We start from the raw sequence: 23,408 nt of genomic DNA, 5'->3' as shown, positions 1-23,408 counted from the left end.
GACACGCCGGCGTCTGCTCCGGTGGCGGATCCGTCATCGCCGCGAACGTCGTTACGTGGCCGGACGTCGGCGTGCCCGCAAGGTACCGCGATGAAATTAGGGGGATCACTAGTTTCCCGGGGACCCGGCCTGGTGGGCGCCGCCGGCTGAGCTGGCCGTGCAAAGACTAGGCGTTTGCCGGGTCGCCACCGGTTTCACTTCTCCAACGGATGGCATGCTCGGCGACTTCTTCCTGCGAGGTCCGGCCGGGGTCCCCCCTCCCCTTGGCCGCCTCGCTCGATGCACGGAGGTTGTGATGGATACGCCCAGTGAGCAGGTGGTTCAGGCGCTCCGGACGTCCATGAAGGAGGCGGAACGACTGCGGCGCCAGTACCAGAAGCTGGTCGCGGTCACCACCGAGCCGATCGCCATCGTGGCGATGAGCTGCCGGTTCCCCGGCGGTCTTGCCTCGCCTGAGGATCTGTGGCGGCTCGTCGCCGAAGGCGGGGACGCCATTTCGGGCTTTCCCACTGATCGTGACTGGGATCTCGACCAGCTGTCCGAGCGTGATTCCGATGGCCGGGCGCGAACCGACACGCGCGAGGGCGGTTTCATTCACGACGTCGCGGGCTTCGACCCCGGGTTCTTCGGTATCTCGCCGCGTGAGGCGCTGGGGATGGATCCGCAGCAGCGGCTGCTGCTTGAGGTGTCGTGGGAGGCCGTCGAGCGGGCCGGGATCGACGCCGCCCGGCTGCGCGGCAGCCGTACCGGGGTCTTCGTCGGGATGAGCGGGCAGGACTACTCCTACCTGATGGTGAACTCGCTGGCCGACCTCGAGGGCAACGTCGGGACCGGCCTGGGCGCGGGCGCGGCCTCCGGCCGGCTTTCGTACACCCTGGGGTTGGAGGGCCCGGCGGTGACGGTGGACACGGCGTGTTCGTCGTCGCTGGTGGCGATGCACCTGGCGGTGCAGGCGCTGCGAGCTGGGGAGTGCTCGCTGGCGCTGGCGGGCGGGGCGACCGTGATGGCCACCCCAGGCGCGTTCGTGGAGTTCTCCCGCCAGGGTGGGCTGGCCCCGGACGGCCGGTGCAAGGCCTTCGCCGACGCGGCGGACGGCACGGGCTGGTCCGAGGGTGTGGGCATGCTGGTGCTGGAGCGGTTGTCGGACGCTCAGCGCAACGGCCGTCAGGTCCTGGCGGTCCTGCGCGGGTCGGCGGTGAACCAGGACGGCGCCTCCAACGGCTTCACCGCGCCGAACGGTCCTTCGCAGCAGCGGGTGATCCGGCAGGCGCTGGGCAGCGCCGGGCTGACTCCCGCCGACGTGGACGTGGTGGAGGGTCACGGTACGGGTACCACGCTGGGTGATCCGATCGAGGCGCAGGCGCTGCTGGCCACCTATGGTCAGGATCGGGATCGGCCGCTGCTGCTGGGGTCGATCAAGTCGAACATCGGTCACACCCAGGCCGCCGCCGGCATGGCGGGTGTGATCAAGATGGTCATGGCGCTCCGGCATGGGGTGCTGCCCAAGACGTTGCACGTGGACGGGCCGTCCTCGCACGTGGACTGGTCGGCGGGCGCGGTGGAACTGCTGGCCGAAGCCAGGCCCTGGCCTCAGGTGGAGCGGCCGTGGCGGGCCGGGGTGTCCTCATTCGGGCTTACCGGCACCAACGCCCACGTGATCATCGAGCAGGCGCCGGCGGGAGCGGAGGACCCAGGTCCAGCGGCTGCGACCGCGGGTGTGACGCCCGTGCTGGTGTCGGGCCGTACGGAGGAGGCGCTGCGGGCGCAGGCCGAGCGGCTGGCGTCGTTCGCCGACGGCGAGCCTGAGCTGGCGCTGGCCGACATGGCTCTTTCGCTCGTCACGACGCGATCGGTCTTCGAGCACCGGGCGGCCGTGCTGGCCAGTGATCGCGAGGATGCCGTGGCTGGGCTACGGGCCCTGGCCGAGGGGCGGCCGGGCGCGGGCGTCGTGGTGGGGCAGAGCGGGCAGCGGGGCAAGCTCGCATTCCTGTTCACCGGTCAGGGGAGTCAGCGGGCGGGGATGGGCCGGGAGTTGTATGACCGTTTCCCGGTGTTCGCGCAGGCGTTGGATGAGGTGATCGGCGAGTTCGACCCGTTGCTGGATGGGTCGTTGCGTGACGTCTTGTTCGCTGAGGCGGGGTTGCTGGATCAGACGGGGTGGGCGCAGCCGGCGTTGTTCGCGGTGGAGACTGCCCTGTTCCGGCTGGTGGAGTCGTGGGGTGTGCGGCCGGATGTGCTGGCCGGTCATTCGATCGGGGAGATCACTGCGGCGCATGTGGCTGGGGTGCTCTCACTGAGCGATGCGTGTGCGCTGGTGGCAGCCCGGGCGCAGTTGATGCAGGCGCTCCCTTCCGGTGGGGCGATGGTCGCGGTGCAGGCGTCCGAGGATCAGGTTGCCGGCCTGCTGGCCGGGCGTGAGGGTGAGGTGTCGGTCGCGGCGGTGAACGGTCCGGCTTCGCTGGTGGTCTCCGGTGTCGAGGAGGCGGTGCTTGAGGTGGCCGCCGCGCTGGAGTCCCAGGGGGTCAGGACACGCCGGTTGCGGGTCTCGCATGCGTTCCATTCGCCGCTGATGGACCCGATGCTGGCGGATTTCCGCGCCCTGGCCGGGACGCTCAGCTACAACCCGCCGCAGATTCCGGTGGTGTCCACCCTGACCGGGGAGACGGCCACGGCCGAGCAGTTGTGCTCGCCGGGTTACTGGATGGAGCAGGTCCGTGGCGCGGTCCGTTTCGGCGACGCGGTGCGCGCCCTGCACGCTCAAGGTGTGCAGGCCTACCTGGAACTCGGCCCCGATGGGGTGCTGACCGCCATGACTCAGGACGTCCTCGCCGCTTACCCGGATCAGTCCGTCGCGGACTTGGATGCGGTGGCGGTACCGGTGCTGCGCAGGGACCGCGACGAGGAGTCCGCGGTCATGGCGGCGCTGGCTCACCTGCATGTGCATGGCGTGGTGGTGGATTGGCGGGCGGTGCTGCCGGGCGGGCACCGGGTGGAGTTGCCGACATACGCCTTCCAGCGTCAACGGCTCTGGCCTGATGGGGCAGGTTCACGGCTGGGGAATGTCGCTGCGGCGGGCCTTGCCGCCGCAGGGCATCCGCTACTGGGTGCGGCGGTGGGGCTGGCCGGTGCGGATGGGGTGTTGCTGACCGGCAGGTTGTCGCTCCGGTCGCATCCGTGGCTGGCGGATTACGCGGTGATGGGTGCGGCGGTGGTGCCGGGCTCGGCGTTCGTGGAGCTGGCTGTGCGGGCGGGCGATCAGGTCGGCTGCGATGTGGTGGAAGAGCTGACGCTCGTCGCGCCGCTGGTGCTGGGTGAGCGGGACGCGGTCGCGGTTCAGGTGTGGGTGGGGACGCCCGATGAATCCGGTCGGCGTGAGCTGGGCGTCTATGCCCGGCCGGCCGAGGCTGCCGATGAGGAGTCGTGGATTCGGCACGCCACCGGTGTGCTGACGGATGGCGGTCGGGTGGCCGAGGCGTTCGACGCGACGGTGTGGCCGCCGGAGGGCGCGTCCGCGATCGAGCTGGATGGGCTGTATGAGCGGCTGGACGCGAGCGGGTTGAGTTACGGTCCTGTGTTCCAGGGCCTGAAGGCGGCTTGGCGTGGTGCCGGTGGCGAGGTGTTCGCCGAGGTCGTGTTACCGGGGCAGGTGGAGTCGAGCGCGGGTTCGTTCGGGGTGCATCCGGCGTTGCTCGACGCGGCGCTGCACGCGCTGCCGTTCGCCGGTCTGGGTGATTTCGAGGGCGGTTGGGCGCCGTTCTCCTGGGGTGGTGTGTGCCTGCACGCCGGTGGTGCGTCGCTGTTGCGGGTGCGGCTGGCCAGGACGGGCGGGGATTCGGTGTCGGTGCTCGCGGTGGACGCCGCCGGGGAACCGGTGCTGTCGGTGCGGTCGCTGGTGCTACGCGCGATCTCGTCCACCTGGTTCGCCGCTGCCGGTGGCAGCCGTGGGGTGGAGCGGAATGCGCTGTTCGAGGTGGAGTGGACACCGCTGAAGGAGCTCCCGGCGGCCGAGCCCGTGCCGGTGGTGGCGCTGGGCCTGAACTTTCTGGGTGTGGCCGGGGTTGCACCGCCTGTGGTGGTGATGGAGGTGATCTCGGATCCGGCGGCTGGGGTGGTGGAGTCGGCGCATGAGCTGACCGCCCGGGTCCTGGAGGTCGTGCAGGAGTGGCTGGCGGATGAGCGGTTCGCCGATTCGCGGCTGGTGTTCCTCACTCGGGGTGCGGTTGCCGCGGATGAGGTCGCGGATCTGCCGGCTTCCGCGGTGTGGGGCCTTGTCCGCAGTGCCCAGTCGGAGAATCCGGGCCGGTTCGTGCTGGTCGATGTGGACGAGCAGGAGATCTCCGCGTCGGTGCTGGCCGGGGTGCTGGCGTCGGGTGAGCCGCAGGTGGCGGTGCGTGGGGATGAGGTGCGGGTGGCCCGGCTGGCGCGGGTGGTGCCCGGCCCCGAGGTCGAACGGCCGTGGGATCCGGACGGGACGGTGTTGATCACCGGCGGTACGGGTGGTCTGGGCGCGCTGTTCGCCCGGTATGTGGTGGCCGAACGGGGTGTGCGGCATCTGCTGCTGGTCAGCCGCCGGGGTTTGGAGGCTCCGGGTGCGGTGGAGTTGCAGGCCGAGCTGGTCGCGTACGGCGTCGAGGTGACGGTCGCGGCCTGCGATGTGGCCGATCGGGATCAGGCGGCGGCGTTGCTGGCTCTGGTGCCGGCTGAGCATCCGCTGACCGCGGTGATTCACGCCGCCGGTGTGCTGGCCGATGGGACCATTCCGTCGCTGTCGGCGGAGCGGCTGGAGAGCGTGTTGCGGCCGAAGGTGGACGCGGCCTGGCATTTGCACGAGCTCACCCGTGACGGCGGCTTGGCCGCGTTCATCATGTTCTCGTCGGTGGCGGGGACGTTCGGTGGTGCGGGCCAGGCCAATTACGCGGCGGCGAACGCGTTCCTGGACGCGCTGGCCGAGTATCGGCGGGCCGAGGGACGGGCAGGGTTGTCGCTGGCGTGGGGCCCGTGGGCGCAGGACAGCGGGATGACCGGCGCGCTGGGCGAGGCCGATATGCGGCGGATCGCGCGAGCCGGGATGTTGTCGTTGCTGGCGGCGCAGGGATTGGCGCTGTTCGACGCGGCGGGTGCGGTGGGTCGTGCGGTGGTCGTGGCGGCGCGGTTCGACGTGTCGGCGGTGCGAGCGCAGGGGTGGGTGCCGCATCTGCTGCAGGGGCTGGTGCGAGGCGTGCGCCGGTCGGCGGCGTCGGCAATCGCCGACGGGGCGCTCCTCCGGCGATTGGCCGGCCTGGGCCAGGCCGATCGGACGCGGCTGCTGGTCGAGCTGGTACGCACCGAGGTGGCCATGGTCTTGGGCCATGTTTCGCCCGCCACCCTGGAGATGAGACGGGAGTTCCGCGAGCTGGGGTTCGACTCGCTGACCGCGGTGGAGTTGCGTAACCGGCTGAACAGTGCGACGGGGTTGCGGTTGCCGTCCACGCTGGTGTTCGACTATCCGACGCCGGTCGTGCTGGCGGACTTCCTGCTGGACGAACTGCTCGGCCGGCACGCCGACGTGATCAGTCCGACCCCCCTCGCGTCGGTCGAGGACGACCCGATCGCCATCGTGTCGATGGCGTGCCGCTATCCGGGCGGAGTGAGCTCTCCAGAAGACATGTGGCGGCTGGTCGCCGAGGGCGGGGACGGGATCAGCGGGTTCCCGACCTCTCGTGGCTGGGATCTGGGGGAGTTGTACAGCCCCGATCGGTCGCGCCGGGGGACCAGTTATGTGCGTGAGGGCGGGTTCCTGCACGAGGCGGGGGAGTTCGATCCGGGGTTCTTCGGTATTTCGCCGCGTGAGGCTTTGGCGATGGATCCGCAGCAGCGGTTGCTGCTGGAGGTGTCGTGGGAGGCTTTCGAGCGGGCCGGGATCGACCCGGTCTCGCTGCGCGGCAGCCGTACCGGCGTGTTCGCCGGCGTCACGTATCACGACTACGCGTCCAGCGCGGAATTCCCGCTGGATGTGATGAGCTTCTTCGGCACCGGCAACGCCGGAAGCGTCCTGTCGGGCCGGATCTCCTACACGCTGGGCCTGGAGGGTCCGGCGATGACGGTGGACACCGCCTGTTCGTCGTCTCTGGTCACCATGCATCTGGCGGCGCAGGCGCTGCGCTTGGGTGAGTGCGGTCTGGCGCTGGCCGGTGGTGTGACCGTGATGGCCACGCCGGGTGCGTTCATCGACTTCAGTGAGCAGGGCGGGCTGGCTCCTGACGGGCGGTGCAAGTCCTTCGCCGACGCGGCCGACGGCACGAGCTGGGCCGAGGGCGTGGGTGTGGTGGTGCTGGAGCGCTTGTCGGACGCGCGGCGAAACGGCCACCGGGTCCTGGCCGTGCTGCGCGGGTCGGCGGTGAACCAGGACGGCGCGTCCAACGGGCTGACGGCGCCGAACGGTCCTTCGCAGCAGCGGGTGATCCGTCAGGCGCTGGCCGACGCCGGTTTGTCGCCGTCCGAGGTGGACGCGGTCGAGGCGCACGGCACCGGTACGACGCTGGGTGACCCGATCGAGGCGCAGGCGCTGCTGGCCACCTATGGTCAGGATCGGGACCGGCCGCTGTTGCTGGGGTCGATCAAGTCGAACATCGGTCACACGCAGGCCGCCGCCGGCGTGGCGGGTGTGATCAAGATGGTCATGGCCATGCGGCATGAGGTGCTGCCCAAGACGTTGTATGTGGATGCGCCGTCCTCGCATGTGGACTGGTCGGCGGGCGCGGTGGAACTGCTGACCGAGCAGCGGGCCTGGCCGCAGGTGGAGCGGCCGTGGCGGGCCGGAGTGTCGTCGTTCGGGATCAGCGGCACCAACGCCCACGTGATCATCGAGCAGGGCGACCCCCAGGAGGCTCCGCGGATCGCGGCGGAGCCGGGTGTGCTGCCGGTGCTGGTGTCGGGCCGTACCGCAGGGGCGCTGCGGGCGCAGGCCGGGCAACTGGCCTCGCATGTGGAGGCCCATCCCGAGGTGGCGCTGGCCGATACGGCGTTCGCGCTGGCCACGACGCGGTCGGCGTTCGAGCATCGCGCGGTGGTGCTGGCGAGCGACCGCGAGAGTGCGCTGGCCGGTTTGGGCGCGCTGGCCGAGGACCTGCCGGGTGCGGGCGTGGTGCGCGCGGAGGCCGCGACGGAGCCGCAACTGGCGGTGCTGTTCACCGGTCAGGGCAGCCAGCGCGCGGGCATGGGCCGGGAGCTGTACGACCGGTTCCCGGTATTCGCCAAGGCTTTGGACGCGGTGATCGCGGAGCTGGACCCGCTGCTCGACAGGCCGCTGCGCGACGTCATGTTCGCCGAGACGGAGCTGTTGGATCAGACGGGGTGGGCGCAGCCGGCGCTGTTCGCGCTGGAGACGGCCCTGTTCCGGCTGGTGGAGTCGTGGGGCGTGGTGCCGGATGTGCTGGCCGGTCATTCGATCGGGGAGATCACGGCGGCTCACGTGGCCGGGGTGCTCTCGCTGGCGGATGCGTGTGCGTTGGTGGCGGCCCGGGCGCGGTTGATGCAGGCGCTGGCTGCGGGTGGGGCGATGGTCGCGGTCCAGACCTCGGAGGAGGAGGTCGCCGAGCTGCTGGCCGGGCGTTCGGGTGAGGTGTCGATCGCGGCGGTCAACGGTCCTGCCTCGCTGGTGGTTTCCGGGGTCGAGGAGGCGGTGCTTGAGGTGGCCGCTGCGCTGGAGTCCCTGGGGGTCAGGACGCGGCGGTTGCGGGTGTCGCACGCGTTCCATTCGCCGTTGATGGATCCGATGCTGGCGGACTTCCGTGCGGTCGCCGAGAAGCTGACCTACCGTGCCCCAAAGATCCCGATCGTGTCGACGCTGACCGGACGACCGGCGGACGAGGAGCTGTGCTCGCCGGGTTACTGGGTGGACCAGGTTCGCGGTGCGGTCAGGTTCGCCGACGCCATCCACGCCCTGCACGCCCGGGGCGTACGGGCCTATCTGGAACTGGGCCCCGACGGGGTGCTGACCGCGATGGCCGACGACACCCTCGTCGCGCTGGCCGACTCTGCGGCCGAATCGGACCCGGTGCTGGTGCCGGTGCTGAGGCGGGACCGCGACGAGCAGTCGGCGGCCATGACCGCGCTGGCGGAACTGCACGTGCACGGCGTACCGCTCGACTGGCGGGCGGTCTTCCCCGGCGCCTGCCAGGTCGAGCTGCCCACCTATGCCTTCCAGCGGGAGCAGTACTGGCCGAACGGCAAGAAGATCGGGGATGCCCGCGGTCTGGGCCTGGCCGCGGCGGAGCATCCGCTCCTGGGCGCCGCCGTTCGCCTGGCCGACTCCGACGGCGTGCTGCTGACCGGGCGTCTGTCCGTACAGTCGCACCCCTGGCTGGCTGATCACGTGGTGGGCGGGATGGTGTTCTTTCCGGGCACCGGGTTCCTTGAGCTGGCGATCCGGGCTGGTGACCAGGTCGGCTGCGATCTGGTCGAGGAGCTGACGCTGGCCGCCCCGCTGGTGCTGGGCGCGGATGACGCGGTCGCGGTGCAGGTGTCGGTGGGCGCCACGGATGACTCCGGTCGTCGTGCCGTGAACATCTACGCCCGGCCGGCGGAGGCCGAGGATCACCTGCCGTGGGTGCGGCACGCGGTCGGCTTCCTCGCCCCCGGGGATCGGCGCGCCGAGCGGCTCGACACCGAAGCCTGGCCGCCGCAGGGCGCGACCGCGATCGAGCTCGACGGGCTGTACGAGCGGCTGGCCGAGGACGGGCTCGCCTACGGGCCGGTGTTCCAGGGCCTGCGGGCGGCCTGGAAGGGCGCGGGCGGCGAGGTGTTCGCCGAGGTCGCCCTGCCGGAGCAGGTCGCCGACGCCGGTCTGTTCGCCCTGCATCCGGCGCTGCTCGACTCGGCCCTGCACTCGGTGCCGTTCGTCGGGATGGAGGCGGCCGGCGGCAGGCTGCCGTTCTCGTGGAGTGAGGTGAGCCTCCGGGCCGTGGGCGCGTCGGCGTTGCGCGTACGGCTGGCCCAGGCCGGTGACGATTCCGTGTCGCTGATCGCGGTGGACGCCGCCGGGGAGCCGGTGCTGTCGGCGCGATCGCTGGTACTGCGGCCGGTTTCGGCCGATCAGCTGGCTGCCCACGATCATGGCGTGGAACGCGACTCGCTGTTCCGGCTGGACTGGGTTGCCGTACCGATGACGGTCTCCCCGGTGGACGCCGTGATCGGGTTGGAGGTGGCCGAACTCACCGGCGACCTCGACTCCCTGGACCTGCCGGCCGGCAGGGTGCCCGATCTGGTGACCGTCGAGATCGACGCCGACTCCGCGAATATGGCGGAATCGGCGCACGAACTGACCACACGTGTGCTGGGCCTGCTGCAGCAGTGGCTCGCCGATGAGCGATTCGTCGACTCGCGCCTGGTGTTCGTCACCCGGGGCGCGGTCGCGACCGGCGCGGGCGAGACCGTGTCGAACCCGGCCGCGGCCACCGTGTGGGGGCTGGTCCGTAGCGCGGAGGCGGAGAATCCGGGCCGCTTCCTGCTGGCCGATGCGGAGGAGCAGGAGACCGCCCTGTCGGCGCTGCCCGTCCTGCTGGCCTGCGGTGAACAACAGGCGGCGGTGCGCGACTTCGAGGCGCGGGTTCCCCGCCTCGCCCGGCTGTCACCGGACGAACACGACGTCCGGGCCTGGAACCCCGAAGGCACGGTGTTGATCACCGGTGGGACCGGCGGCCTGGGCGCGCGACTGGCCCGGCACCTGGTGGCCGAACACGAGGTACGGCACCTGCTGCTGGTGAGCCGCCGGGGCCTGGACGCCCCGGGAGCGGAGGAGCTACGGGCGGACCTGGTCGCCGACGGCGCCCAGGTGAGCGTGGTGGCGTGCGACGTCTCGGACCGGGGCGCGGTGGCGGAGCTGCTGGCGAATGCCGACCGGCCGCTGACCGCGGTGATCCACACGGCCGGTGTCCTGGACGACGGGACGATTCCCCTGCTGACGCCTGAGCGCATCGCCAAGGTGTTGCGTCCCAAAGTGGACGCCGCCTGGCACCTGCACGAGCTCACGCGGGACATGGACCTGGCCGCCTTCATCGTGTTCTCGTCGGTGTCCGGCACGTTCGGTGGGTCCGGGCAGGGCAACTACGCGGCGGGCAACGCGTTCCTGGACGCGCTGGTCCAGCACCGGAGAGCCGCGGGCCTGCCGGCGCTGTCGCTGGCCTGGGGGCCGTGGTCGACGGAGGCCGGGATGACCAGCCGGTTGTCGCAGGTGGACGTCAACCGGTTGACGATGAGCGCGCTGCGGCTGATCTCACTCTCGCAGGGCATGGCGTTGTTCGACGCGGCCGTCGCCTCCGGCGAATCGGCGGTGGCCCCGGTACGGCTGAACATACCGGCTTTGCGTGCGTACGAGGAGCTACCGCCGATGCTGAGCGGGTTGGTCCCCGCCGTACGCCGCACGAAGGCGGTCGCACCACAAGGCCAGAGCAAACTCCTGCGGCAACTCGCTCCCTTGGGTGCCGCGGAACGCATCGAGGTCCTGCTGGACGTCGTGCGGACCGAGGTGGCGCTCGTGCTGGGCCACGCCACGCGCGACACGGTGGAGGTGCGGCGGGAGTTCCGTGAGCTGGGTTTCGACTCGCTGACCGCGGTCGAGCTGCGCAACCGGCTGAACGCCGCGACGGGTCTGCGTCTATCGGCCACGCTGGTGTTCGACTACCCGACCCCGACCGTGCTGGCCAGACATCTGCTCGACGAGCTGATGGGTACGCAGGCGGAAGTCCTGGACGCGGCGCCGCGGGTGTTGCCGCCGGTGGCCGACGACCCGATCGTGATCGTGGGCATGGCGTGCCGGTATCCGGGCGGGGTCGACTCGCCTGAGGACCTGTGGCGTCTGGTGGCCGAGGGTGGGGACGGGATCAGCGGGTTCCCGACGACCCGCGGTTGGGATCTGGCCGGGCTGTTCAACGCGGATCGGGAGAGTCGCGGGACCAGTTATGTGCGTGAGGGCGGGTTCCTGCACGAGGCGGGGGAGTTCGATCCGGGGTTCTTCGGGATTTCGCCGCGTGAGGCGCTGGCGATGGATCCGCAGCAGCGGTTGCTTCTGGAGGCGTCCTGGGAGGCGGTCGAGCGGGCGGGGATCGAGCCGGGTTCGCTGCGCGGCAGCCGTACCGGCGTGTTCGCCGGAGTGATGTATCACGACTACAACCCGGGCCGTCTGGAGTTCCCTCTGGAAGTGATGAGCTTCGTGGGGACCGGGACCGCCGGAAGTGTGCTGTCCGGCCGTCTCTCGTACACGCTGGGGTTGGAGGGTCCGGCGGTGACGGTGGACACCGCGTGTTCGTCGTCGCTGGTGGCGATGCATCTGGCGGCGCAGGCGCTGCGCTCGGGTGACTGCTCGCTGGCGCTGGCCGGTGGCGTGACCGTGATGGCCACCCCGACGCCGTTCATCGGCTTCAGCGCCCAGGGCGGGCTGGCCGGCGACGGCCGGTGCAAGTCCTACTCCGACGCGGCTGACGGGGTGAGCTGGTCCGAAGGTGTCGGCATGCTGGTGCTGGAGCGGCTGTCGGACGCTCAGCGCAACGGGCACCAGGTGCTGGCGATCGTCCGTGGCTCGGCGGTCAACCAGGACGGTGCGTCCAACGGGTTGACGGCGCCGAACGGTCCGTCGCAGCAGCGGGTGATCCGGCAGGCGCTGGCCGGTGCCGGTTTGTCGCCGTCCGAGGTGGACGCGATGGAAGGGCACGGCACCGGTACGACGCTGGGTGATCCGATCGAGGCGCAGGCGCTTTTGGCGACCTATGGCCAGGATCGGGAGGAGGGTCGGCCGCTGCTGCTGGGGTCGATCAAGTCGAACATCGGTCACACGCAGGCCGCCGCTGGGGTCGCTGGTGTGATCAAGATGGTCATGGCCATGCGCCACGGGGTGCTGCCCAAGACGCTGCACGTGACGGAACCGTCCTCGCATGTGGACTGGGCCTCCGGTGCGGTGGAGCTGCTGACCGAGCCGGTGGAGTGGAAGCAGAACGGTCACCCGCGTCGGGCGGGTGTGTCGTCGTTCGGGATCAGCGGCACCAACGCGCACATCATCCTCGAACAAGGACCGGAAACACCGGAAGGGGAGGAGACTCCGCAGGACCGGGCGCCGGGTGTGGTGCCGTGGGTGGTGTCGGCGAAGACCGAGGAGTCGTTGCGTGGTCAGGCGCGTCGTCTGGCGGCGCAGGTGGAGGCCGATGACCTGGACCCGGTCGATACGGCGTTCTCGCTGGTGGTGTCGCGGTCGGTGTTCGAGCACCGTGCGGTGGTGGTCGGCGGGGACCGCGGCGAGCTGGTGGCGGGCCTGGGTGTGCTTGCCTCGGCTGAGCCCGCGGCCGGTGGCGTCGTCTCGGGTGTGGCCGATGTCGTCGGGAAGTCGGTGTGGGTGTTCCCGGGTCAGGGAGCGCAGTGGATAGGTATGGGTGCTGCCCTGCTTGAGGAGTCGCCGGTCTTCGCGGGTCGGATGGCGGAGTGTGCGGCGGCGTTGGAGCCGTTGGTGGACTGGTCGCTGCTGGACGTGATCCGGCAGACCGAAGACGCCCCGTCGCTGGATCGGGTGGATGTGGTCCAGCCGGTGTCGTTCGCGGTGATGGTTTCCCTGGCGGCGGTCTGGGAGTCGCTGGGGGTCCGTCCCGACGCGGTGGTCGGCCACTCTCAGGGCGAGATCGCGGCCGCGGTGGTCGCGGGTGGTCTGTCGTTGCAGGACGGCGCGCGGGTGGTGGCCCTGCGCAGCCGCCTGATCGGGGAGCAGTTGGCTGGGCTCGGGGCGATGGCGTCGGTGGCGTTGCCGGTCGAGCAGGTGCGTGAGCGGCTGGCCGTCTGGGACGGCCGGGTGTCGGTGGCGGCGGTCAACGGCCCTCGCTCCGTGGTGGTGGCCGGTGAGGTGCAGGCCGTCGATGAGCTGGTGGAGCAGCTAACCGCGGATGAGGTGCGGGTTCGCCGGATCGCGGTGGACTATGCCTCGCATTCGGCTCAGGTCGATCTGATTGGTGCGGAACTGGCCCAGGTCCTGACAGGGGTAGTGGCGCAGCCCGTGCGGGTGCCGATGCTGTCGACCGTGACCGGCCAGTGGCTGGAGGGACCGGAACTCGACGGCGGGTATTGGTGTGACAACCTGCGCAACACGGTCGACTTCGCCCCAGCCATCGGGCAGTTGCTGGAGCAGTGGTATCGGGCGTTCGTGGAGGTGAGCCCGCATCCGGTGCTGACGGTCGGCATCGGCGAGTGCGTGGACGAGGCCGGGGTGGACGCGGTGATCGCCGGGACGCTGCGCCGCGATGAGGGCGGGCTGGACCGGGTGCTGGTCTCGGCTGCTGAGCTGTTCGTGCGCGGTGTGGCGGTGGACTGGCGGGCCGTGCTGCCGGGCGGTCGTCAGGTCGAGCTGCCGACCTACGCCTTCCAGCACCAGCGGTACTGGCCGAACGCCAGGCAGGGCGGTGATGCCCGTGTGCTGGGCCTGTCCGCGACCAGGCACCCTCTGCTGGGGGCGGCCGTGGGCCTGGCCGATTCCGACGGGGTGGTGCTGACCGGACGCCTGTCGCTCGCTTCGCATCCGTGGCTGGCCGACCACACCGTGGCCGGGATGGTGTTCTTCCCCGGCACCGGGTTCCTTGAGCTGGCGATCCAGGCGGGTGACCAGGTCGGCTGCGAGGTGGTGGAGGAGCTGACGCTGGCCACGCCGCTGGTGCTGGGCGAGGGCGAGGCGGTCGCGGTCCAGATCGCGGTGGGTGCGCCGGAGGAGTCGGGCCACCGGAGCGTGAACATCTATGCCCGCTCGGCGGAGGCCGGCGGCGATGTGCCGTGGGTGCGGCATGCCACCGGGACGCTCGCCACGGGTGGCCGGGCCGCGGTGCCGTTCGACGCGGCGGTGTGGCCTCCGGCCGGTGCCACCGCGATCGAGCTGGACGGGCTGTATGACGCGCTGGCCTCCGGAGGGCTGGGCTACGGTCCGTTGTTCCAGGGGCTGCGGGCGGCCTGGCATGGATCTGACGGTGAGATTTTCGCCGAGGTCGCGTTGCCCGAGCAGGCGCATTCGGAGGCGGGTGCGTTCGGGTTGCACCCGGCGTTGCTGGATGCGGCCTTGCACGCGGTGACTTTTGTTGGGCTGGAGCAGGTGGAGGGCGGCCGGTTGCCGTTCTCGTGGGGTGAGGTGTGCCTGCGCGCCGTTGGTGCGTCGATGTTGCGGGTGCGGCTGGCTCGGACGGGTCCGGATTCGGTGTCGCTGGCGGCGGTGGATACCGCTGGGGAGCCGGTGCTGTCGGCGCGGTCGCTGGTGCTGCGGCCGATCTCGTCCGATCAGCTCGCGGGCGGTGGCGGTCGCGGGACGGAAGGGGAGGGGCTGTTCCGGCTGGAGTGGTCGGAGCTTTCTGGAGTCTCTCCGGCCGATCCGGTGCCGATGGCGGTGGTCGGTCTGGACCCGCTGGGTCTTGCCGGGGAGCAGGTCGAGGTTCATCCGGATCTGTCGGCGTTGGCCGAGGCGGGGCCGGTGCCAGATGTGGTGCTGGTCGAGGTCGTCACCGAGCCGATGGCGGATGCGGTGGGTACGGCGCATGGGGTGACCGCTGGGGTGCTGGGTCTGCTGCAGGGGTGGCTGGCCGATGAGCGGTTCGGCGATTCGCGTTTGGTGTTCGTGACGTGGGGTGCGGTGTCCGCGGGTGAGGGCGAGGTGGTCACTGATCTGGCTGCGGCTGCCGCGTGCGGGCTGGTGCGGTCGGCGCAGTCGGAGAATCCGGGGCGGTTCGTCCTGGTAGATGTTGATGAGGAGTTGTCCGGGCCGGTGCTGGCCGGGGTGCTGGCCAGCGATGAGCCGCAGGTAGCGGTGCGCGCCGGTGGGGTGCGGGTGCCGAGGTTGGCGCCGCTGGTGTCGGGGTCGGGCTTGGTGCCTCCGGCCGGCGGGGTGCCGTGGCGGCTGGGCAGCCAGGCCAAGGGCAGCCTGGACGCGCTGGAGCTGCTCCCGATTCCGCAGGCGGCCGGGCCGTTGGAGGCCGGGCAGGTGCGCCTGGAGGTGCACGCGGCGGGGGTGAACTTCCGTGACCTGCTGGACGGGTTGAACGCGCTGGGCTGGTTCCAGGACATGGTCGGTCTGATGGGTGGTGAGGCGGCTGGGGTAGTGCTGGAGGTCGGCCCCGAGGTGGACGACCTGCGCCCGGGGGACCGGGTGATGGGTCTGGCCTCCGGTTCGTTCGGCCCGGTGGCGTTGGCCCGCGCCCACTACCTGACCAAGATCCCCGATGGGATCACCTTTGAGCAGGCGGCGACGATTCCGGTGACGTTCCTGACGTCCTATTACGGGCTGATGGATCTGGCCGGGTTGCAGCCGGGCGAGTCGCTGCTGGTGCACGCCGGTACGGGCGGTGTGGGCATGGCGACGATTCAGCTGGCCCAGCGGCTGGGGGTGGAGGTGTTCGCCACGGCGAGCCCGGCCAAATGGGACGTGCTGCGTTCGCTGGGCATCCCGGATGATCACATCGCCTCCTCGCGGAGTTTGGAGTTCGAGGAGCGCTTCCGGGAGGTGTGCGGCGATCGGGGGATCGATGTGGTCCTCAACTCGCTGACCGGGGAGTTCATCGACGCTACCGCGCGGTTGCTGCGTCCGGGTGGCCGGTTCATCGAGATGGGCAAGCTGGACATCCGCGACCAGGATCAGTTCCCGGGGCTGGTGTATCACTGGTTCGATGTGATGGACGCCGGGCCGGAGCGGTTGCACGAGATCCTGGCCGAGCTGGCGGGTTTGCTCGCGGCTGGTGAGTTGCGGCCGTTGCCGGTGACGGCGTGGGATGTGCGGCGGGGTCGTGAGGCGTTCCGGTTCATGAGCCAGGCCCGCCACACCGGCAAGATCGTCCTGACGATGCCCCGGCGGTGGAACCCGGAAGGCACCGTGTTGATCACCGGTGGTACCGGTGGTCTGGGTGCGGAGGTGGCCCGGCATCTGGTGGCCGAGCATGACGTACGGCACTTGCTGCTGGTCAGCCGAAGGGGCCTGGAAGCGGCCGGCGCACGCGAGCTGGAGCAGGAACTGGGCGCGCACGTGACCATCGCCGCCTGCGATGTGGCCGACCGGGATCAGGTGGCCGGTTTGCTGGCGGGGATCGGCGCCGAGCATCCGCTGACCGCGGTGATTCACACCGCGGGTGTGCTGGACGACGGGACCATCGCGTCGCTGACGCCGGAGCGGCTGGAGTCGGTGCTGCGGCCGAAGGTGGACGCCGCCTGGCAGCTGCACGAGCTGACTCAGGACATGGATCTGGCCGGCTTCGTGGTGTTCTCCTCGCTGTCCGGGCTGATGGGTGCCCGTGGTCAGGGCAATTACGCGGCGGCCAACGCCTGGCTGGACGCGTTGATGGCTGCCCGCCGGGCTCAGGGACTGCCGGGCTTGTCCCTGGCGTGGGGGTTGTGGGCGCAGGCCACCGGAATGACCGGGGGCATGTCGCAGGCCGACGTAGAGCGGATGACCGCTGCCGGGCTGCCGCCCATCACCACCGAGCAGGGGTTGGCCCTGTTCGACACGGCCATCGGCTCGGATTCCCCGTTCGTCGTCCCGGTCCTGCTGAACATGCCGGCGATGCCCGCTCAGCTGGTCCCGCCGCTGTTCCGCGGGCTGGTACGCGGCACCCGCCGCACGGCCGCGTCGGCGGCGGCGGGCGGTGGCGCGAGCGAGGCACTGTCCCGGCAGCTGGCGGGTCTGGACAATCCCAAGCGGGTCCGCCTGCTGGCCGACCTGGTACGCGCTCAGGCCGCCGCCGTCCTCGGACACTCCGACCCCGCTGCGGTGGAAGTCCGGCGGGAGTTCCGCGAGCTGGGCTTCGACTCGCTGACCGCGATCGAGCTGCGCAACCGGCTCAACGCCGCCACCGGGCTGCGCCTACCCGCCACCCTCATCTTCGACTACCCCACGCCCGTTGTCCTCGCCGAATATCTGCTCAACGAGCTGATGGGCACGCAGGCGGAAGTCCTGGACGCGGCGCCGCGGGTGTTGCCGCCGGTGGCCGACGACCCGATCGTGATCGTGGGCATGGCGTGCCGGTATCCGGGCGGGGTCGACTCGCCTGAGGACCTGTGGCGGCTGGTGGCCGAGGGCGGGGACGGGATCAGCGGGTTCCCGACCACTCGCGGCTGGAATCTGGACGGGCTGTACAACCCGGATCGGGAGAATCGCGGGACCAGCTATGTGCGTGAAGGCGGGTTCCTGCACCAGGCCGGGGAGTTCGATCCGGGATTCTTCGGGATCTCGCCGCGTGAGGCGCTGGCGATGGATCCGCAGCAGCGGGTGCTGCTGGAGACGTCCTGGGAGGCGATCGAGCGGGCCGGGATCGAGCCGGGTTCGCTGCGCGGCAGCCGTACCGGCGTGTTCGCCGGAGTGATCAACCATGACTACACCTCGGGCCATCTGGAGTTCCCTCTGGATGTCATGGCCTTCCTGGGGACCGGGACCGCCGGAAGTGTGCTGTCCGGCCGGATCTCGTACACGCTGGGTCTGGAGGGCCCGGCGGTGACGGTGGACACCGCTTGCTCGGCCTCCTTGGTGGCGTTGCATCTGGCGGCGCAGTCACTGCGTGGTGGTGACTGCTCGCTGGCGCTGGCCGGTGGCGTGACCGTGTTGGCCACCCCGGGAGCCTTCATCGACTTCAGCGCGCAGGGCGGCCTGGCTCCTGATGGGCGGTGCAAGTCCTTCGCTGACGCGGCTGACGGGGTGAGCTGGTCTGAGGGTGTGGGCATGGTGGTGCTGGAGCGGTTGTCGGACGCTCAGCGCAACGGGCATCAGGTGCTGGCGATCGTCCGCGGTTCGGCGGTCAATCAGGACGGCGCGTCGAATGGGCTGACCGCGCCGAATGGTCCGTCGCAGCAGCGGGTGATCCGTCAGGCGCTGGCCGGTGCCGGTTTGTCGGCGTCCGAGGTGGACGCGATGGAGGCGCACGGCACCGGTACGACGCTGGGTGACCCGATCGAGGCGCAGGCGCTTTTGGCGACCTATGGGCAGGATCGGCCGGAGGACCGGCCGCTGCTTCTTGGGTCGATCAAGTCGAACATCGGTCACGCGCAGGCCGCCGCCGGTGTGGCGGGTGTGATCAAGATGGTGCTGGCCATGCGGCACGGCCTGCTGCCCAAGACGCTGCATGTGGACGCGCCGTCGTCGCACGTGGACTGGGACTCGGGGGCGGTCAAACTGCTCACCGAGCCGGTGGAATGGCCGCGGAACGGTCATCCGCGCCGGGCCGGTGTCTCCTCGTTCGGGCTCAGCGGCACCAACGCGCATGTGATCTTGGAGGAGGGGCCGGAGGTTCCGCAGGCCGAGCCGGATGCGGAGGAGCAGGTGCCGGCCGCTGGTGTCGTGCCGGTGCTGGTTTCGGCCAAGACGGGTCAGGCGTTGCGGGCGCAGGCCGGACGTCTGGCGTCGTATCTGGACGGCGAGTCTGACCTGCGGCTCAGCGATGTGGCGTTCGCGCTGGCCACGACGCGGTCGGCGTTCGAGCATCGTGCGGTGGTGCTGGCCGGGGACCGTGATGGTCTGCTGGCCGGGCTGGGCGCGCTGGCCGAGGACCGTCCGGGTGCGGGTGTGGTGCGCGCGGTGGCCGGGGCGGAGCCGCAGCTGGCGGTGCTGTTCACCGGCCAGGGCAGCCAGCGGGCGGGCATGGGCCGCGAGCTGTATGAGCGGTTCCCGGTGTTCGCGCAGGCTTTGGACGAGGTGATCGCCGAGCTGGAACCCTCGCTCGGGCTGGGTCGTTCGTTGCGCGAGGTCCTGTTCGCCGAGCCGGGTATGCCCGAAGCGGAGGCGCTGGATCAGACGGGGTGGGCGCAGCCGGCGCTGTTCGCGGTGGAGACCGCGCTGTTCCGGCTGGTGGAGTCGTGGGGTGTGCGGGCGGATGTGCTGGCCGGTCATTCGATCGGGGAGATCACGGCGGCGCATGTGGCTGGGGTGCTCTCGCTGGCCGATGCGTGTGCGCTGGTGGCGGCTCGGGCGCGGTTGATGCAGGCGCTCCCTGTGGGCGGGGCGATGGTAGCGGTCCAAGCGTCCGAGGAGCAGGTCGCCGATCTGCTGGCCGGGCGCGAAGACCATGTGTCGATCGCGGCGGTCAACGGTCCTGCCTCGCTGGTGCTCTCCGGGGTCGGGGAGGCGGTGCTTGAGGTGGCCGCCGCGCTGGAATCCCAGAAGGTCAAGACGCGGCGGCTGCGAGTGTCGCATGCGTTCCATTCGCCGTTGATGGACCCGATGCTGGAGGACTTCCGCACGCTGGCGAGCAGGCTCACCTACAACCCGCCGCGTATCCCGATCGTCTCCACCCTGACCGGGGAGACGGCCACGGCTGAGCAGCTGTGCTCGCCGGGCTACTGGGTGGACCAGGTCCGTGGCTCGGTCCGCTTCGCCGACGGTGTCCGCACGCTGCACGCTCAGGGCGTACGGGCCTATCTGGAGTTGGGCCCCGACGGCGTTCTGACCGCCATGGCGCAGGACACTCTCGATGATGGCTCTGCCGTGGATGCGTTCGGCGCGGATGTGGTGCTGGTGCCGGTGCTGCGTAGGGACAGGGACGAGCATACGGCGGTGATGACGGCGCTGGCCGAGTTGCACGTGCATGGGGTGCCGGTCGACTGGCGGGCGGTGCTGCCGGGCGGTCGCCGGGTCGATCTGCCGACGTACGCTTTCCAGCGTCAGTGGTTCTGGCCCAAGGGGCTGGCGTCTCGGGTGGGTAATGTGGCGGCGGCTGGGCTGGCGGTGGCCGGTCATCCTTTGCTGGGTGCGGCGGTGGGTCTGGCCGATTCCGATGGTGTGCTGCTGACCGGGCGCCTGTCGGTGAGGTCGCATCCGTGGCTGGCCGATCACGTGGTGGCCGGCACGGTGATCTTCCCGGGTACCGGGTTCCTTGAGCTGGCGATCCGGGCGGGTGATCAGGTCGGCTGCGACCAGATCGAGGAGCTGTCCTTGACCGCGCCGCTGGTGCTGGGCGAGGGCGAGGCGGTCGTGGTCCAGATCGCGGTGGGTGCGCCGGAGGAGTCGGGCCGCCGGAGCGTGAACGTTTATGCCCGATTGGCGGAGGCCGGTGAGGATGTGCCGTGGGTGCGGCACGCGACCGGGACGCTCGCGAGTGGTGCTTCGGATGCCGGGTCGTTCGATGCCGAGGTCTGGCCGCCGCGGGGTGCGACCGTGATCGAGCTGGACGGGTTGTACGAGGACCTGGCTGCGGGCGGGTTCGGCTACGGTCCGGTGTTCCAGGGGTTGCGGGGGGCCTGGCGTGGATCTGACGGTGAGATTTTCGCCGAGGTGGCGTTGCCCGAGCAGGCGGAGTCGGAGGCGGGTGCGTTCGGGTTGCATCCGGCGTTGCTGGATGCGGCCTTGCACGCGGTGACTTTTGTTGGGCTGGAGCCGGTGCAGGGCGGCCGGTTGCCGTTCTCGTGGGATGGCGTGAGCCTGCGCGCGGTAGGTGCGTCGGTGCTGCGGGTGCGGCTGGCCCTGACGGGTCCGGATTCCGTGTCCCTGGTGGCGATGGATGCCGCTGGGGAGCTGGTGGTGTCGGCGCGGTCGCTGGTGTTGCGGCCATTCTCGCCGGATCAGCTCGCGGGCGGTCGCGGGGCGGAAGGGGAAGGGCTGTTCCGGCTGGAATGGACCGCGCTTTCCGACGTTCCGGTGGCCGATCCGGTGCCGATGGCGGTGGTCGGTCTGGACACGCTGGGTCTTGCCAGGGATCAGGTCGAGGTTCATCCGGATCTGTCGGCGTTGGCCGAGGCAGGGCCGGTTCCGGGTGTGGTGCTGGCCGGGATCGTCACCGAGCCGATGGCGGATGCGGTGGGCGCGGCGCATGGGGTGACCGCTTCGGTGCTGGGTCTGCTGCAGGGGTGGCTTGCCGACGAGCGGTTGGAGGACTCGCGGCTGGTGTTCGTGACGCGCGGCGCGGTCTCGGCCGGCGAAGGTGAGGAGATCACCGATCTGGCTGCGGCGGCGGTGTGGGGTCTGGTCCGTAGTGCGCAGTCGGAGAATCCGGGCCGGTTCGTCCTGGTGGATGTCGATGGCGAGCTGTCCGGGCCGGTTCTGGCCGGGGTGCTGGCCAGCGATGAGCCGCAGGTAGCAGTGCGCGCCGGTGGGGTGCACGTGCCGCGGTTGGCGCCGCTGGTGTCGGGGGCGGGCTTGGTGCCTCCGGCCGGCGGGGTGCCGTGGCGGCTGGGCAGCCAGGCCAAGGGCAGCCTGGACGCGCTGGAACTGCTTCCCTTCCCGAGGGCGGCGGAACCACTGGGTGCCAGACAGGTACGAGTCGCGGTACACGCCGCGGGAGTCAACTTCCGGGACCTGCTGGACGGACTCAACGCGCTGGGCTGGCTCCAGGACAAGGTCGGCCTGATGGGCGGCGAGGCCGCCGGCGTGGTGCTGGAGGTCGGCCCCGAGGTGGACGACCTGCGCCCGGGTGACCGGGTGATGGGTCTGGCCGAGGGCGCGTTCGGTCCGGTGGTCGTCATGGAGGCCAGGGCCTTGGTGAAGGTCCCCGACAAGATCTCCTTCGAGCAGGCGGCGACGATCCCGGTGGTGTTCCAGACCGCCTATTACGGGCTGATGGATCTGGCCGGGTTGAAGCCGGGTGAGTCGCTGCTGGTGCACGCCGGGACGGGCGGCGTGGGCATGGCGGCGATCCAGCTGGCCCAGCGGCTGGGGGTCGAGGTGTTCGCCACGGCCAGCCCGGCCAAGTGGGACGTCCTCCGCTCGCTGGGTATCCCCGATGATCACATCGCCTCTTCGCGCACCCTGGAGTTTGAGGAACGGTTCCGTGACCGGGGGATCGATGTGGTCCTGAACTCGCTGACCGGGGAGTTCATCGACGCTTCGGTTCGTCTGTTGCGCCCGGGTGGCCGGTTCATCGAGATGGGCAAGCTCGACATCCGCGACCAGGAGCAGTTCCCCGGGCTGACGTATCACTGGTTCGATGTGATGGACGCCGGACCTGAGCGGTTGCGGGAGATCCTGACCGAGCTGGCAGGGCTGTTCGCAACCGGCGAGCTGCGACCGCTACCCGTCACGGCGTGGGATGTGCGCCGGGGCCGTGAGGCGTTCCGGTTCATGAGCCAGGCCCGCCACACCGGCAAGATCGTCCTGACCATGCCGCGCCGCTGGAACCCGGACGGCACCGTGTTGATCACCGGTGGCACCGGCGGTCTGGGCGCGGAGGTGGCCCGGCATCTGGTGGCCGAGCACGGCGTACGACACCTGCTGCTGGTCAGCCGAAGAGGTCTGGAAGCGACCGGCGCACGCGAGCTGGAGCAGGAACTGGGCGCGCAGGTGACCATCGCCGCCTGCGATGTGGCCGACCGGGACCAGGTGGCGGCGCTGCTGGCGGGGATCGGCGCCGAGCATCCGCTGACCGCGGTGATCCACACCGCTGGTGTGCTGGATGACGGCACGATTCCCGCGCTGACGCCGGAGCGGCTGGAGTCGGTGCTGCGGCCGAAGGTGGACGCCGCCTGGCACCTGCACGAGCTGACTCAGGACCTGGACCTGGCCGGGTTCGTGGTGTTCTCCTCCCTCGCCGGGGTGATGGGCAACGCCGGTCAGGGCAACTACGCCGCGGCCAATGTGTGGCTGGACGCGCTGATGGCCCACCGCCGGGCCCAGGGACTGCCAGGCTTGTCCCTGGCGTGGGGGTTGTGGGCGCAGGCCACCGGAATGACCGGGGGGCTGTCGCAGGCCGACGTGAAGCGGATGACCGCTGCCGCGCTGCCGCCCATCACCACCGACCAGGGGCTGGCCCTGTTCGACACGGCCATCGGCTCGGATTCACCATTCGTCGTCCCGGTACGGGTGAACCCGTCCGCACTGCCGCAAGGGCAGGTGCCGCCGCTGTTCCGCGGGCTGGTACGCGGCACCCGCCGCACGGCCGCGTCGGCGGCGGCGGGCGGTGGCGCGAGCGAGGCACTGTACCGGCAGCTGGCCGGTCTCAGCAACCCCAAGCAGGTCCGCCTACTGGCCGACCTGGTACGCGCTCAGGCCGCCGCCGTCCTCGGACACTCCGACCCCGCGGCGGTGGAAGTCCGTCGGGAGTTCCGCGAGCTGGGCTTCGACTCGCTGACCGCGATCGAACTGCGCAACCGGCTCAACGCCGCCACCGGGCTGCGTCTACCCGCCACCCTCATCTTCGACTACCCCACGCCCGCTGTCCTCGCCGAACATCTCCTCGCGGAAATCGCTCCCGGGGAAACCGCGGCCGAGAAGCCGTCGTTGCTGGCCGACCTCGACCGATTCGAGGACATGCTTTCCGAGGTCGGGCTCGACGAAATCACGCGGAACGGTATCGAGACACGGCTGCGGCAGCTGTTGGCGAAGGTGACCGCGAGCGGTTCAGAGACTAGTGAAATCGCGGTTGCCGACATGCTCGAATCGGCGAGTACCGAGGACATCCTCGGCATCATCGAGAGCGAACTGGGCCAACTCAGAGACCTGTGATTCTGGGCTGGCC

General features: G+C 70.6%; 1 protein-coding gene. It reads left to right on the top strand.

Annotated elements, in window-relative coordinates:
- The first annotated feature begins 295 nt into the window (after positions 1–295).
- Entirely contained in the window at positions 296–23,395 is a 23,100-nt protein-coding gene (locus tag Amac_RS56260; RefSeq protein ID WP_155355696.1) for a type I polyketide synthase, read from the top strand.
- Positions 23,396–23,408 lie beyond the last annotated feature (13 nt).

Origin of the sequence: Acrocarpospora macrocephala (assembly GCF_009687865.1) — a bacterium.
In the GTDB taxonomy this organism is placed as follows: domain Bacteria; phylum Actinomycetota; class Actinomycetes; order Streptosporangiales; family Streptosporangiaceae; genus Acrocarpospora; species Acrocarpospora macrocephala.
This window is presented reverse-complemented; position numbering and strand designations above follow the sequence as displayed.

Excerpts from the sequence above, each read along its gene's own strand:
- Amac_RS56260 (WP_155355696.1), top strand. The coding sequence starts at position 296 with ATGGATACGCCCAGTGAGCAGGTGGTTCAGGCGCTCCGGACGTCCATG.